This is a genomic window from Dyadobacter sp. (assembly GCF_039919315.1).
Classification (GTDB): Bacteria; Bacteroidota; Bacteroidia; order Cytophagales; family Spirosomataceae; genus Dyadobacter.
In genome coordinates, this window is the sequence record NZ_JBDSFX010000032.1 from 15,848 (window position 1) to 31,805 (window position 15,958).

Below are 15,958 nucleotides of genomic sequence, written 5' to 3' on the forward strand. Positions count from 1 at the left end.
GATAGGAGCAATGCCCGACCCACGCATGAAACTGAATTGCATCACGGTAGACGATGAGCCGCTGGCGCTGAACCTGATCAGTGCATTTGTGGAGCAAACACCTTTTCTGAGCCTGAAAGGCAGGTTTGGGAATGCGGTGGAAGCATTAAAGGCATTGCATGAGCAAAGTATTCAGCTCATTTTTCTGGATATTCAAATGCCCGACCTGAGTGGAATGGAGCTGGCAAAGGCATTGAGCCAGACCAATGCTTCGATGAATACCAGGATCATTTTTACAACAGCCTATAACCAGTTCGCGGTGGAAGGCTACAAGGTCGACGCGCTCGATTATCTGCTTAAACCATTCGGTTATGACGAGTTTTTAAAGTCTTGCTTAAAGGGTTTGAAGTATTTTGAAATCATCGGCGAAAACGCGGTAGGTGAGGAGCCGCAAGTTTCTGACCGTTATATGTTCGTTAAATCCGACTATAAGCTCGTCCGGGTCGACTATGATACGATTTCTTACATTGAATCAGTGAAGGATTACGTGAAAATACATTTGACCGAGCCGCTGGGCGCGGTCATCACATTGAGCAGCCTCAAATCCATTGAGGATAAATTGCCCGTTTCCCGGTTTATGCGGATCCATCGCTCATTTATCGTCGCCATCGACAAAGTGGATTCTGTTACCAAAAACGCGGTACAAATCGGTCATGTTGAAATTGCGGTAGGCGATCTTTATAAAGATGCTTTCAAGGCAATGGTAGCACGCTGGTTATAGTTTTTGTCCCGCGACCGAGCAAATTTCACCCAACTTCCGTGTCGCAGTTATATTCATGTTAATATCTGTATATTATTGATTAAAACGTGAAATGTTTCCTGTCGATCGTTGCACTACTTTTGATAAAACATTTGGATATTTTATCTTAATACAAAACATATATGAACAAAGAACTATGGCAAGGCATTTTTCCTGCCCTTTTGACACCGTTTACAGCTGAGGATACCATCGATTTCGATCTTTTTGTCAAAAACTTGAATGCACAGGTGGAAGCAGGGATTTCCGGGGTGATCGTGGCGGGATCGTTGGGCGAGGCCAGCACATTGTCCAAAACTGAAAAGTATGAACTGGTAAAATCGGCTAAGAAAGCATTACCAGCAGGTATGCCCGTAGTATTGTGTATCGCCGAGCAATCCACTGCGGAAGCGGTGAACATTGCAAAGGAAGCTGAGTCGATCGGTGCGGACGGACTGATGGTGTTGCCTCCAATGCGTTACAAGGCTGATGATGACGAAACGGTTGCGTATTTCACGACGATCGCGAACAGTACTGCTTTGCCATTGATGATCTACAACAATCCGGTAGATTATAAGATCGAGGTTACCCTTGCCATGTTTGAAGAGCTGGCAAAAGTGCCGAACATTCATGCGATCAAGGAATCGACCCGTGATGTGAGCAATGTGACCCGTATTTTCAACCGGTTTGGCGATCGTTTCAAGGTCTTCTGCGGCGTGGATACGCTGATCATGGAAGAAGTGATGCTAGGCGCTGACGGAGTTGTGGGCGGTTTGGTTGATGCTTTCCCAAAAGAAACCGTAGCGATTTTTAATCTTGTCAAAGCTGGTAATTATAAAGAAGCACTCAGCATTTACCGCTGGTACCTGCCGTTGCTTGAACTGGACATTCACCCAAAACTCGTTCAGAACATTAAATTGGCTGCTGCTCAAATGGGTATCGGATCGGAATACGTCCGTGCGCCGCGTTTGGTGCTGAAAGGTGATGAAAGAGAAAGCGTACTGAGCATTATCAATAAAGCGATTGAAACGCAGCCGGTTTTGCCGGAATATCTCAATATTGCCGCAGACGAAACCGTAGCTTAGTGTTTTGATATGGCTAGTCATTTGATAAAAAATGAATTCTAATAAAGGCAAGGCCGTCATCATCGGCGGAGGAATTATGGGATTAACGTCAGCTTACTACCTGCTGAAAAGCGGGTGGAAAGTGACGCTGATCGACAAAGGCGACCTGTCGGACAACTGCTCACACGGTAATGCGGGGATGATCGTCCCCAGCCATTTCATTCCGTTGGCGGCTCCGGGTATGGTTTCAAAAGGCATTAAATGGATGTTCAACAGCCGTAGTCCGTTCTACGTAAAACCTTCGCTGGATTTTTCGTTGATTTCATGGGGGCTTAAATTCATGAAAAGCGCCACGCAAGCCAATGTCGAGCGTGCCGCGCCTTACCTGAGGGATTATCATTTGTTGAGCAAGCAACTTTACGAGGATCTGGCCAATGAAGAAGGTTTTGACTTTGGTTTGGAGAAAAAAGGCATCCTGATGCTTTACAAAACGGAAAAAGCAGGGGAAGAGGAAATACATGTAGGTAAAGACGCTCAGAAACTCGGGCTGGATGTTGAAATGCTTACAAGGGAGCAGGTACAGGAATTGGAACCTGGTATAAAACTGGATGTAAAAGGGGCGGTGCATTATCATTGCGATGCACATTTGTATCCGTACGCATTGGTTTCCCAGCTTTTGAAATACATCAAGGAAAAGGGAGCGGAAGTGATAACCAGCTCGGAAGTAACGGGTTACAACATTCAAGTAGGGGAGATCAAATCGGTGGAAACGAGCAATGGGGCTATTTCCGGCGATCTGGTGGTCATGACAGGAGGCTCCTGGCTACCACAGCTTTCCAAATTGGCCGGACTTTCGATTCCGGTAATGCCTGGAAAAGGCTATTCTTTTATGGAACCCAATGCAGCACACCCGATCATTCATCCAGCTTTGCTGATCGAAGCCCGCGTGGCGGTAACGCCTATGAATGGACAAGTACGCTTTGGTGGAACGATGGAACTGGCTGCATTGAATAACAAGGTCAATATGAACAGGGTTGAGGGAATCGTACATTCAATTCCGCAGTACTACCCCGAATTGCAGGTAGAAGTGCCGCAGACCGACAAAATCTGGTACGGGTTCAGGCCTTGCTCCCCGGATGGGCTACCATACCTGGGTTACAGCAAAAAACTCAAAAACCTGATCGTGGCAGGGGGCCACGGCATGATGGGAATCAGCCTCGGGCCTGCTACCGGTAAGATGGTAGCCGAGCTTGCTGATAGAACGACATTGTCCGCTGACATTAAACTTTATGATCCTGAACGATATAATTGAGCTAGCTTAATTAGTTCATTGTTAGATACTTGACTTGTCATATTGAGCGCAGTCGAAGTGCACATGCACAGTGCAAAAATTCCTTCGACTGCGCTCAGGATGACAATTTGTTCACCCCCCACTTTGAAATCCTGAACCCTATGAGAATTTTTCCCATTCTTTTCTTAATCTTCCTCGCAAATGCCACTGCATTCGCTCAGACCTCCAAGGACAAATTCAACCTTTATGAACAAACCAGCGAAACAGCGGGCTTGGTGATCCGGTATGCACAGGATATCAGGGCGGTGCGTGGGTTTTACTCGCCTATGGCTGGCGGAGGCCGCGGTTTTGCGTCTCCTGCCAACGTACTGGACTCACCGGAACAGCGGAAAAGGCTAAACGACATTGACCAGGACTATCTGAAAAGGCTGGTGGGAATGGATTTCAATGCGATGAGTATTTATGGCAAAGTGGATTACATTTTGCTCAAAAGAAACATTGATGACCATTTGCTGACGCTGTCGCAGGAAGCAAAGGAATATGCACAGATTGAGAAGTACATTCCTTTCGCAGGAAAGATTTATGATCTGGAAAAAAGCCGCCGCCGCGGTGCTACCCTAGACGGACAAAAAGTAGCAGGAGATTTGAATGATATTTTGAAAGAAGTAAAAGCTTCCGCAGAGGCATTTAAAAAGCTGGAATCCATTGATATGCCGCTGGCGACAATGGGTGAAGAGGCGGTGAACGGAATTCAGGCGAGATTGAAAGGTACTTACGAGTTTTACAACGGCTACGATCCATTGTTTACCTGGTGGGTCCCCAAACCGTACAAAATGCTGGACAGTACACTGCTGGCTTATGCGAAGATCATCAAAGGAAAGGGTAAGCTGAATACCACTCAGAAAGACGATATCAGCGGAATCAAAGGTGTTCCGATTGGTCGGGAAGAACTGATCCGGCAGCTGGGAACGGAAATGATCAGTTACACACCCGACGAACTGATCGAGCTGGCTAATAAGGAATTTGCCTGGTGTGATAAGGAATTGTTGAAAGCTTCGGCTGAAATGGGCTTTGGAAAGGAATGGAAAAAGGCGCAGGAAAAGGTTAAAAACAGTTATGTCAAAGCAGGAGCACAGCCCGAGCTGATCATGAAACTGTATAATGATGCCAAGGAATTTATTCTCAAAAATAACCTGCTTGACTACCCTGAGATCGCCGATGAAACCTGGGGCATGCAAATGATGACGCCGGAAAGGCAGCTGATAAACCCATTTTTTCTCGGTGGCCGCGACATTATCATTTCCTACCCGACCAACACGATGGCGCATGATGATAAATTGATGAGTATGCGGGGCAATAATCCCTATTTTTCAAGATCGACGGTGCATCACGAACTGGTACCAGGGCATCATTTGCAATACTACATGAGTAGCCGCTACAAATCATACAGAAATGATTTCAGGACCCCTTTCTGGACCGAAGGCTGGGCATTGTACTGGGAGTTGTTGCTGTACGACAAAGGTTTTGCCAAAACACCGGAGGAAAGAATTGGAATGCTTTTCTGGCGGATGCACCGTTGCGCACGCATTATTTTCTCATTGAATTATCATTTAGGCAAATGGACGCCGCAGGAATGTATCGATTTCCTCGTGGACCGGGTAGGGCACGAGCGGGCAAATGCAGAAGGTGAAGTAAGGAGATCATTTGAAGGTGGTTACAGTCCGTTGTACCAGGTTGCGTATCTGATCGGGGGCTTGCAATTGTTTAGTTTAAAAAATGAATTGGTAGACTCCGGCAAAATGTCCTTCAAGCAATTTCACGACACGGTGATGAAGGAGAATAACATGCCGATCGAAATGTTGCGCGCAACATTGACCAATCAATCTCTGAAACCTGATTTTAAGACGAAATGGAAGTTTTATAATTTTAAATGATAGCTAAAATGGCTACCCTTACTCAACGTTACTTAACATTAATTTTCCTGCTCATTACTTCACTGAACGCTTTCGCCAAAGCGAGTGAACCGTTGAAATTTACGGTATCGATGGATGACCCGGCAAGTCATACCTTCCATGTCGCCCTGACCTACAAAGCACAGCCTGCTGATAGTATTTTATTGAAGTTACCGGATTGGACACCAGGGTATTACCAATTAATGGACTATGCCTCTGGTATTCAGAATTTTTCTCCAAAAAATGAAAAAGGCAATGCATTGAAATGGATCAGGTCTGGTAAAACAGGCTGGAATATTAGCATTAAAAACAGCAAAGAAATTCGGATAGAATACGACGTACTGACCAAACGGAAATTCGTAGCGACGAGTTATCTGGACGAAGAACACGGCTACATTACACCCGCCAGCGCATTCATGTACGTGTCCGGGAAACTGGATCTGCCTTTGGAAATTACCATTAAGCCTTTTAAAAACTGGAAGCAGGTTGCTACTGGTCTGGACTTGGTTTCAGGAATGAAATTCACCTACGCAGCACCGGATTTTGATGTGCTCTATGACAGCCCAATGTTGATTGGTAACCTGGAAGAACTGCCTTCATTTAACGTAAAGGGCATTCCGCATCGGTTTATCGGTTACAAGCTGGGTAATTTCGACAAGGTAAAATTCATGGCCGACATTCAGAAAATTGTAGAAAACGCATCTGCATTGATCGGCGACATTCCTTACAAGCATTATACATTCATTGCGATTGGGCCGGGGCAAGGTGGCATCGAGCATTTGAATTCTACCACGATCAGTTTTAGCGGCGATCAGCTCAATTCCAGGGGCTGGGAGGGAATGATGGGTTTTATCACGCACGAATATTTTCATCATTATAATGTCAAACGCATCCGGCCGGTGGAGCTGGGGCCATTTGACTATGACAAAGGCAGTAAGACTAATATGTTGTGGGTTTCGGAAGGGCTGACCGTATACTATGAACCGTTGATCATGAAGGCCGGGGGAATGCTGAGTCAGGAGAAATTTTTAGATTTTTTCAAAAAGCACATTGCCGGTGTAGAAACCAAGCCAGGCCGCCTGTTTCAGACATTGGCGCAAGCCAGCGCGGAAACTTGGTCCGACGGGCCATTTGGCCGCACCGGCGACGCTGTCAATAAGACCATTTCCTATTATCAAAAAGGTCCGGTAGTCGGGCTGCTGTTTGACCTGGCGATACGTCATGAAACAGGTAATAAAAAGTCGCTGGACGATGTCATGCGGCAGTTATACAATGATTTTTACATCAAAAAGAAACGCGGTTTCACGGAAGCAGAATTGAGACAAACCATTGAATCCACTGCCGGAAAGCCACTCGACGAACTGTTTAGCTACATTTACACCACCGCGGAGCCTGATTATAAAAAGTATTTGGCCTACGCGGGACTGGACATTGATGTTACCACTGAAAGCCATTTAGGGACTTTTGAGATTAAGCCAATGTCTAATCCTAGTACTATGCAGCGGGCGATTTTTGAGGGTTGGAGTCGGGGGAAGTAGAGCTTTTCCCAAGGTTGGAAAGTACCTTAGTCGACCATTTGTAAGGTATCAATTCGCTCGAAGTGCTTTTTGTTTAAAGTGGCAAGTGGCATTTGGTTCGAAATGGCACTCGCGGCAATCAGAAGATCTGCCAGTGCTATCTGTTGCCGGCCTTGCTTTAAACGTGTGTTTACAACAACTGCAACATCTATTGATGCCTCGTCAAGCGGTATATTTTCTATTGCTAATAGAATATTATCCCAAAATTCCAATTGATTTGGAGTCGCGCCAGAGTATATCTCATATTTAGTAATGGCGGAGATCGCAAAACCAAAGCCTCTTCTGACCAGCGAAATCCAAACCGATTTATTTTTGTCTGTTTTTCGATAATAATCAATCAAAATGGAAGTGTCGACCATTATAGTGTTTGCCGCCATTGATTGATTGCTTTTCTATTATTTCGAATGGTTTTTAATTCGTCCTCTGTGGCCGTAGGGCCATCTAGGAGTAACTTCTCTAAATTGACTTTGGGCGATCCTATATTTTCCTCTTTTTCAATTACAGCCTTTAATTGCTTCAATTGGCTAGTTGGCAATGTTTTGACAACATCTACTAACTGTTTAAATGATATGTCTATTTGTAAATGCATAATACAAATGTGTTGTTAGTTGTAGGTCTAGTGATTTCGTAAATCTCCTATTTATAGCCTATTTCTTACCTCATCAATGCCGGATTTGTTTCAATCAAAAATAGCAAATTCTTCTGAGATTTTATCCGTGTAGCTGATTATCTCAACACGCACCACATGTCGGAATCATATAACCTGTGCAATAGCGTTTTTTAAGAAACCTCACCACAGCCCCTAGATAACGTAGGAACAAGTATATGAAGTGTCTATCAGTCTTATATATAATATTCTTATATATAATCCAATTTGATAACGTAATTTCGTAAAGATGAGTATCACAAATTGGCTTATCAATAGTTTTCTAGCGCTTATCGTATTCGTCTTAATTTCTTCTGCCGTCTTTGCAAAAGTTGATTCCGATTTTAAAAAGGGCAAGGTGATCATTAGTGGCCACGTCCAGAGATCCACGGGTTCCTCCAAAGTCATTTCGCTGACTTACTCGCAACTATCGGGAAAACCGACACGATTGTCGTTGCTCCTTGACTCCACAGGCCGTTTCCAGTTTGAATTTGACATTTTACAGGCACACGATGTGTCATTATGGTATGAAAAAGGAGAAGCGCAACTATTCGTAAGACCTTTGGATAGCCTATTCGTGAAATTGTCTGATGTAGAATTTCAAAAACTTAGGTACCCCGAATACCAGGTTACCGGGACTGGGGCCGAGGCTAGCAAAGACATATTGAAATTCCATTTGTTCAATAAGCTGAATAAATTCACACCGGGTCCTGAAAACAAATCGGTGAGCGAGTACTTATCAGATTTGAAAAAACGGATAACCTCCGAGGACTCAGTGTTGTCCGTTTTCAATAAAAAATATCATCCGACGGAAGAATTTCGAAAGTGGGCTCAAAAGGATATTGTTTATAGGAATGCTAACTTTCTTGTGGACTTTGAATACTATCATTACATCCACAAAACCACCTTTGAGGGAAACCTTTATGACACCGCATTATTCCCGATCAACGATAGCGGGGCTGCTACCTCGTCCTGGTATCAGTACCATGTGTGGCAATACGCGCAGGATAAGTATATCCAGGCAGATTCTTCGATAAGCAGGTTGTTGGAAGAGCAAAAATACGGACAGGCTTATACCGCAGCGCTCAAAAAGATTCTGGCAGTTGAGACGGCTGGAACGGGTCGTGATTTGATTTGCTATCAGATCCTGTTTTCGCTTTCCGAACGGGCTTTTGCAGACTTTCAAGAGTTAATGAAAGACGTTGAGCGATATGTCGCTAATGAAGTGCTGTCCGCTGTGTTGGAAGAACAGATGTTGCAGCTGGAAAGTCAGTCCAATCATCAAATATCGTTTTTTAAAGCGGCATCCGGCCAGGAAGCGGAGATGGCAGGAGATCTAATCGAGAACCTGGTGGCAACGCACAAGGGAAAGGTTATTTACATTGATTTTTGGGCAACCTGGTGCGGGCCATGCAAGGCAGAGGTTCCTTTTGCAATGGATTTGCACGAATACTTTAAGGATCAGCCTGTTGTATTTGTAAACCTTTGCTTATTTTCAGATCGCCCGGCATGGAAAAAGGCAATTGACAAACAGAAAATTGCAGGGGAAAACTATTTTTTTGATCGGGACCAGTCTGAATTGTTAAAAAGTAAACTCAAAATTGGAGGCTTCCCTACCTATATGATTCTCGACAAAGACGGTCAAATAAGTGACAGGGAAGCCCCCAGGCCCTCATCGGGAAGTGTGATCAGGAATCGTTTGAATAAGTTAATTCCGCGATAAGTTCTTTGGTTTCTGAATTAAAATTCGACGCCTACTTTTATGTTGGAACTGTACCTATTTTCCTTGAAGTAAAACCACTCCCGCTAGGGACGTAACATGGGTAGCGTGCGGCTCAAATGATATGACCAATCCAATAGAACTCACTTCTTTACCTGCGGAAGGCCGGATTTCGATAGTATTTCGTTTGCTTTTTCCAGCTTTTCAGGAAACAATACTTTGCCTCTGAACTTGTCCAGCTTTTTGTCGAAGACAATTGCCGGAACCTTTGAATTGCTCAATTCCTTCATTTTCATATTGCTAGCCAGTTATTTTTCTTTGTCAACAAGAATGCTTGATAGTCTTTATCAACAACGAATTCTTCCCATTGTCCTTGACTGTTATAACCAAAAATAACAAATTCCTCTGAAATTTCAGCCAAATTATTAGTAATCCCCATCCTGTACAATCGTGTTCTTACGACGGTGCTCCCGGTAGCCGTAATCCATGCGTCAGGATATTTTTCGACAAACGCAAAAATAGTGGATGCGACAGTTGCCAAAACTTTCGAGCTGTCGCCGTTGTCCGTAATTGACAGATCATTAAAACTTCGAGTTACCTGGTCATAGTCTCCAAAGGCAAGGTTATAAACATTCACAGTGTTGGTTTCTGTATATTCTACTATTTTCTTTACTGATCCCCTCGGGCCTTCACTTGTAAATTCATACAAACGTAACTGTCCCTCGGAGCGATACATGTATTTCGCCTGTTTCATTTTTAAATTAAATAGTGTGTGCAGTAATTATTTGTCAATTTCCTCAACGTAAAGCCTCCACATCCGCTACCTCCTTCACCAATTCCTTCCCCAGCACCCGATTCCCATCTTCCGTCATCACAATATTATCCTCAATACGAACACCCGTGAAATCGCGGAATTGTTCCAGTTTGTTGTAGTCGATAAATTGTGAAAGTTTGTTTTCTGCTTTCCAGCGGTCGATTAATGTTGGGATCAGGTAAAGACCAGGTTCAACCGTGAACACAAAACCGGGTTCCAGCGCACGGCCCAGACGCAGCGATTTCCAGCCGAAAGCCGTTCCTTTTTTCAAATCTTCGGTGTAACCTACGTGCTGCTCGCCCAGGTTTTCCATGTCGTGTACGTCCATACCCATCATGTGGCCAAGTCCGCATTGGAAAAATAGCGTGTGCACGTCATGCGCGACGGCTTCTTCCGGGTCACCCTTCACTACTCCCACCTGTTTCAATCCTTCCAGTAATTTGGTACATGCCAATGTATGCACGTCTTTGAACAATACGCCCGGTTTACAGGCTGCTATGGCTGATTTTTGTGAATGTAGTACGATTTCATACATCTCTTTCTGAATGGTAGTGAACCGTTTGCCAACCGGAATGGTCCGGGTAAGGTCGCCGCAGTAGCGCATCGCCGTTTCAGCTCCGGCATCACAAAGACCAAGCTGTCCATCCTGAATGGCCAGGTCGCGTGCGTGGGTATGGAGGATTTCTCCGTTGACAGTCAGGATGATAGGGTAGGAAATGTCGCCGCCTTGTCCGATGGCAATGCTTTGTAGCTTTCCGGCCAGCTCTTTTTCGGTCATGCCGGGTCGGGCGATTTTCATGAATTCCAGATGCATATCTACCGAAGTATCCACCGCTTTTTCGATCTCAGCGATCTCTTCCGCAGTTTTGTAAGAACGCATGGACACAATGGCTTTGATCAACGTCACAGAGGCAAGTTGTGACGCTTCGGCCGGAGCTATATGAAGCCATTCCTGCAATTTCAAATGATGCTCGGCGCGATAGGGAGGCAGGAAATGTACATGTTGCTTTCTTGACAATACATCATGCAAATAACCCGAAACAGCAGAAAGTGGCTTTACCTGGGTAACTCCTATTTTAGCGGCTTTTTCACGAAGCGGCTCTTTTGGCCCCGTCCACACGATATCGTCGATCGTCAGTTCGTCGCCAAAAATGATTTCCTGGTCATTATCAATGTCAATGACCGCGTGAATCGACGCAATGTCCAGCCCGAAATAATACAGAAAACTGCTGTCCTGCCTGAACGGATACACATTGTCATGGTAATTCATACCTGTATCGTCGTTGCCAAGGAAAAGGATCAAGCCGCTACCGACTTTGTTTTTCAGTGTCTTGCGTCTTTCAATATAAGTTTGTTTGGAAAACATGGCTTTTAGTTTTGTGAATCGCTTTCAATTTATAAATAAAAAATCTTGCTCGCCAAACATGATGTGTTAGCGAGCAAGATTGCATTACATAACCAATTTAACTAGATGAAATCAGTAACCCGGGTTTTGTTTCAGGTTGGTGTTTTTGTCCAGCTCGCTTTGTGGTATCGGGAACAATGCGCGTTGTCCGGCCTGTGGACGGTGGTTAAACCATTTTTTTGTTCCAAAAACCCCGAAACGGATCATATCCTGACGACGGTGTGCCTCCGCTGCAAACTCCCAGCCCAGCTCGTCGAAAAAGCGGCCGAACTTAATGTCGTCACCACCCTGGCGCTCTGTAATGGATCCGTCAACTGCCTGGTATCCGTAGTTATATTTGCTTCCCTTGGCCAGATCGGCACCGGTAACGGTGGCTTTGGCCGGGGCGTTTTTGAATGCACGTTTACGCACATCCGTTACGATTACCGCAGCTTCGTCGGCTTTTCCTGTTCTCAAAAGTGCCTCGGCTTTGATCATTAGCACATCAGCGTAGCGAAGTAATGGAAAGTCGTTGTCAAGACTTCCGGTTGCATTGGGTTTGATTTTGAATTTACCAATACGGAAACCATCCGAAGATGCCGTTTTTTCCATGGTAGGTACGGCTTTTCCGTAAGTGATCACCACTGCTCCTGTCGTTGCGTTCTTCTGCGGTCCCATGATCCAGGTATCCGCCAGGCGGCTGTCGTCGGCGTCATAAGTATCGATAAACTGCGGTACTGCACAGTTTCCACCCCATGGACCGGCATTCATCGGGTACACGGTGCGGCTCAATGGGTCGAGCGTTTTCATGTGAATGATGTTTCCTGTTCCGTAAATCTCGTCGTAAGGAATCGCGAAAATGATCTCTTTGGAATTAAAATTCGTCCAGGTGAAAATGTCCGAATAATTAGCATCCAGGACATATTTACCACTTTTGATTACTTCGTCGGCTGTCTCAATGGCCTTCGCCCATTGCGGCGTACCCGTGTAAACTTCTGCATTCAGGTAAATTTTCGCCAGCAGCGCTTTTGCTCCCCATTTGTTCAGCTGACCATAAGTAGTCGCCGCATTCTCGCTCAGATTCGGGATCGCATCGTTCAATTCCTTGATAATGAAATCGTAAACGTCCTTACGGTTACTTTGTTTCGGCAGGCTGATATCCTTGAAATCCGTCACTACCGGCACATTACCGTGGTTGTCGAGCAGCAGATAGTATGCCAGTGCGCGTACAGCTTTCAGTTCCGCTACTGTATTTTCCTTGCCGGTCGTGATCGGAATTTCGCCACTTTCAATCTGAGAAATAACCCGGTTGGCCGTGGTAATGCTACTGAATGAGCTGAACCAGGTGTTGGCAGGTTGGTCCTGCAGCGACGTCCAGGTGTGGTAATGCATCCTTTTGTAGGTACCGGCATCATCCCAGCCATTGGGCCGCGAAGGTGTGATAATGGCATCCGCCGCTTCCTCTTGCAGGTCAAAGTAGCCCTGCCAACCCGCCATCAGGCTGCGAAGTGACGAGTAAACTGGCGCTACGATTGCAGGAAGGTCCTTTTCGGTAGGCTGGTAACTGCTGGCCAGTACTTCGGAGTACACCTCTTCTTTCAGGTCTGTGCAGGAATACATGGCGGTGACACCCAGCACCGATGCAAGCAAAATATATTTGGTGTTTCTGTTTTTCATCATTTCAAATGTTTGTTGTGGATCAGAATGTTACGCTAAGTCCGGCAGTGAATGTGCGGGTAGTTGCATATTTGTCGCGTTGGTCGCTTCCGGGATCGAAACCGGTCATCGAAACACCTTCCGGATCAATTCCGGTGTAGCCTGTGATGGTGGCCAGGTTTAGTCCTGATACAAAGATGCGGGCGTTTTTCATGCCTTTGATCAGGTTCTGAGGAAGGGTATAACCCAGCGTCACATTGTCAATTTTCCAGTAATTGCCATTTTCAATGTAATGCGACACGTATACCAGGTCATTGTTCAAAACCTTGCCGTCGATAGGGTCGTAGGCTGTGTTCAGCATGTTATATGCCTTGTTTTTTGGGTTATTATAGAACATGCTTTGGAAATTCAGCACGTCGTATCCGAATGCGCCGCGCATATTCACCGCCAGGTCAAAGTTTTTGTAGCGCACCGAGTTGTTCCAGCCCAGATTGTGTTTCGGAATACCGTTTCCGTAGTACTGGCGATCTTCTGGCTGCGCATCCGCAATGGGTATGACCTCGCCATCTTTGTTTTCGATCAGCCAGCCGCCTTTTTCGTCCACACCAACGCTTTTCCATACAAAAAAACGTCCGATCGGTTCGCCTACTTTCACACGGTGCGTGCTGATTTGAATCGGCTCGCCGGTATATCCAGCGTCAAAAAAGTCGTTGGCAGCCTGAAACTGATCATTGGAAAGACTCACCAGTTTGTTGCGATTGGTAGAGTAGGTGAAGCCCGAATTCCACTGGAATGAGGCTGTTTGCACAGGTACCAGGTTTAGCAGGATTTCAAGACCTTCGTTTTTCATCGTACCTGCATTGAGGAACATGGAACCGGTCAGGTAAGGTGGTACCGGAACCGGGAAGTCGTAAAGAAGGTCCTTCACTTTTCTGCTATAAAAGTCTACAGAGCCGCTGACGCGGTTTTTCAGGAAGCCAAAATCAACACCTGCATTGATCTCTTCTTTTTTCTCCCAACGCAAATCCGGGTTGAAGTTACGGGCCGGAACAAAGCCTGGTACCCATTTGCCACCAATGAATGCACCCTGGTCACGACTGAAATTATAGCTGATCTGCGACAGGTACGGTGAATTCGCAATGGTACCCGTTACCCCGAAACCTGCACGCAGCTTGATCTCTGCGCTACCAACGATGTTCTCCAAAAAGCTTTCTTTGCTGATCCTCCAACCCACTGAGGCAGCTGGAAACGTACCCCATTGATTATTTACACCAAATCGTGAAGAACCCTCACGGCGAACGCTGGCCATGAACAGGTATTTTTCGTCAAAACTATATGTGAAGCGACCGAAGAAACCCGCCAGCTGCCATTTGTTTTTGGTACTACCCATCGAAGCCTGTCCTTTTTGCAAAGCGCCGCCGGCACCCAGGTTGTTCCAGTCGTAAGCATCGGTGGGGAAGTCCCAGTTGCTTGCTGAAAACGATTCGTAAGTAGCATCCTGCCAGCTATATCCGCCGAGTAACGTCAAGCGATGTTTCCCGAATGATTTGGCATAATTACCGGTTAGCTCCAAAAGCTTCTCATCGTTTGCGGAAGTGAACCGTCCAGCGGTCGCATTCTGGTTACTCAGCCTGGTGTTCGTATGTTTGAATGTAGTAGAGCTACCTTCCAAACCATTATTCTGCACGCTTGAAACTAATAGCTTGAAATTCAGGTCATTGATCGGTGCGTAATCGAGGCTTCCGCTCATTCTCATTTCTTTATAAGTACCTTCAAAATCGGACTCATAAATACGTGAAACCGGGTTTTCGTAAAAATAACCATCCCTTTCCTGCCATGCGCCGGTATCCGTTCTGACGCGGTCAGTCGGGTTGCGAATGATCGCCTGGCGGAATATGTAACCCCAGGCACCATTGTCCGTAGGGTTTACAGGCCCTTTGGAACGGGTAACCCGGTTGATCAGTTGCAGGTTGGTTTTTAGTTTGTTATTAAACATTGAATGGTTCAGGTCGGCGCGGCCTGTAAACCTGTTTTGCCCTGATCTCAGGAAAATACCTTCCCAGTCACGGTAGTTGATAGAACCCGTGAAATTGGTGGTGCTATTACCTCCGAAGAGCGTCAGGTTATGATTATGGCTCACTGGTTTTTGCATGATCTCGGAAAGCCAGTCGGTGTTGCCGCCGTAATCCTGGTAGTCGATGCCTTCCTTGATTTTCTGGCGATAGTCATCCCCGGTTAGAAGTTTGGGACGTCTGGCAATCGTTTGAATATTCACGTAATTGGAATACTCAATCGTCGATTTTGAACCTGCCTTATTTTTGCGGGTCGTGATCAAAATCACCCCTCCCGTTGCCCTGGTTCCATAAATTGCCGCCGCAGAACCATCCTTCAGCACGTCCACAGACTCAATGTCCTCAGGAGCGACCGTGTTCAGGCCACCGGGAATACCGTCCACCAGAATGAGCGGGTCCGACGTTCCGTTGATCGAATTGATACCGCGCAGGTTGATCTGCGTATTAGCCGCAGGCGAGCCGCTGGGCGTGGTAATGCGCAAACCCGCCACTTTTCCCTGCACCAGCTGGGCAGCGTCACGAACGGTTCCTTTAATAAAGTCCTCGCGTTTTATACTAGCCACCGAACTGGTGATATCACCCTTTTTCTGAGTTCCGTAACCGATCACGACCACTTCGGATAGCTGCTTTTGATCAGATGAAAGTTCAATGTTAAAGTCATTCTGGCTTCCAATCACAACCTCCTGGCTCACATAACCAATGTAGCTCAGTATCAATGTAGCTTCTTCCGGAACGGTCAGTTTGAATTTTCCTTCGGTGTCAGTCGCAGTTCCAATCGTATTATTTCCCTTCACAATAATGGTCACACCGGGCAGGGGATTTTTGTCCTCGGCAGATACTACGGTACCTGTAATCTGGCGGTCAGCAAAAGCCAGGGCATTTTCCGACAGGAACAGTACCAATGCCATGCTGCAAAGCAGGAGCTGAGGTATTTCCCGGATCAATCTGGATAATGTTCTTTTCATGTAAAATTGCGTTAGTTGGTGGTAAATTTTAGTTGAGCTTAT

General features: G+C 45.9%; 13 protein-coding genes. 6 read left to right on the forward strand and 7 right to left on the reverse strand.

Translation table 11 applies throughout. The annotated features are described in order from the left end of the window. Positions 1–25 precede the first annotated feature (25 nt). From ABIO93_RS08950 to ABIO93_RS08970, 5 genes are all read left to right on the forward strand, one after another. Complete coding sequence (locus ABIO93_RS08950) at positions 26–760, forward strand: LytTR family DNA-binding domain-containing protein (RefSeq protein WP_348066750.1); 735 nt, start codon at positions 26–28, stop codon at positions 758–760. Between the two features lie 161 nt (positions 761–921). Beyond that, complete coding sequence (locus ABIO93_RS08955) at positions 922–1,860, forward strand: dihydrodipicolinate synthase family protein (protein WP_348066682.1); 939 nt, start codon at positions 922–924, stop codon at positions 1,858–1,860. A 31-nt stretch (positions 1,861–1,891) separates the two neighbouring features. Continuing rightward, positions 1,892–3,151 (forward strand): FAD-dependent oxidoreductase, encoded by a 1,260-nt coding sequence (locus tag ABIO93_RS08960; RefSeq protein WP_348066684.1) that lies wholly within the window; start codon positions 1,892–1,894, stop codon positions 3,149–3,151. 140 nt (positions 3,152–3,291) lie between these two features. Next, a complete protein-coding gene (locus ABIO93_RS08965) occupies positions 3,292–5,064 on the forward strand; it encodes a DUF885 family protein (RefSeq protein WP_348066686.1) in 1,773 nt (590 codons plus the stop codon). Positions 5,065–5,072: 8 nt separating this feature from the next. Then, on the forward strand, positions 5,073–6,620 hold the full coding sequence (locus tag ABIO93_RS08970) for a M61 family peptidase (protein WP_348066688.1): 1,548 nt from the start codon (positions 5,073–5,075) through the stop codon (positions 6,618–6,620). A gap of 26 nt (positions 6,621–6,646) precedes the next feature. Here the strand turns inward: ABIO93_RS08970 and ABIO93_RS08975 are convergent, their stop codons facing one another. Together ABIO93_RS08975 and ABIO93_RS08980 are read right to left on the reverse strand one after the other, a co-directional pair. Then, a complete protein-coding gene (locus ABIO93_RS08975; RefSeq protein WP_348066690.1) occupies positions 6,647–7,036 on the reverse strand; it encodes a type II toxin-antitoxin system VapC family toxin in 390 nt (129 codons plus the stop codon). Further along, on the reverse strand, positions 7,018–7,248 hold the full coding sequence (locus ABIO93_RS08980) for a hypothetical protein (protein WP_348066692.1): 231 nt from the start codon (positions 7,246–7,248) through the stop codon (positions 7,018–7,020). Before ABIO93_RS08980 ends, ABIO93_RS08975 begins: the two co-directional genes overlap by 19 nt. A gap of 307 nt (positions 7,249–7,555) precedes the next feature. Between ABIO93_RS08980 and ABIO93_RS08985 the strand changes: the two genes are divergently transcribed. Next, positions 7,556–9,028: a TlpA disulfide reductase family protein gene (locus ABIO93_RS08985; protein WP_348066694.1), complete on the forward strand. Its 1,473-nt coding sequence runs from the start codon at positions 7,556–7,558 to the stop codon at positions 9,026–9,028. A gap of 140 nt (positions 9,029–9,168) precedes the next feature. On the opposite strand, the gene ABIO93_RS08990 is transcribed toward ABIO93_RS08985, so the two are convergent. The 5 genes from ABIO93_RS08990 to ABIO93_RS09010 form a co-directional block, all read right to left on the reverse strand. Continuing rightward, complete coding sequence (locus ABIO93_RS08990) at positions 9,169–9,321, reverse strand: hypothetical protein (RefSeq protein WP_348066696.1); 153 nt, start codon at positions 9,319–9,321, stop codon at positions 9,169–9,171. Beyond that, positions 9,318–9,779, reverse strand: a complete 462-nt coding sequence (locus ABIO93_RS08995; RefSeq protein WP_348066698.1) for a hypothetical protein — start codon at positions 9,777–9,779, stop codon at positions 9,318–9,320. Before ABIO93_RS08995 ends, ABIO93_RS08990 begins: the two co-directional genes overlap by 4 nt. Before the next feature lie 43 nt (positions 9,780–9,822). Beyond that, positions 9,823–11,205 (reverse strand): aminopeptidase P family protein, encoded by a 1,383-nt coding sequence (locus tag ABIO93_RS09000; protein ID WP_348066700.1) that lies wholly within the window; start codon positions 11,203–11,205, stop codon positions 9,823–9,825. A gap of 111 nt (positions 11,206–11,316) precedes the next feature. Then, on the reverse strand, positions 11,317–12,903 hold the full coding sequence (locus ABIO93_RS09005; RefSeq protein ID WP_348066702.1) for a RagB/SusD family nutrient uptake outer membrane protein: 1,587 nt from the start codon (positions 12,901–12,903) through the stop codon (positions 11,317–11,319). 19 nt (positions 12,904–12,922) lie between these two features. Further along, positions 12,923–15,916 carry a TonB-dependent receptor gene (locus ABIO93_RS09010; RefSeq protein ID WP_348066704.1) on the reverse strand — a complete coding sequence of 998 codons (2,994 nt, stop codon included), beginning with the start codon at positions 15,914–15,916 and terminating at the stop codon, positions 12,923–12,925. Between the last annotated feature and the right edge of the window lie 42 nt (positions 15,917–15,958).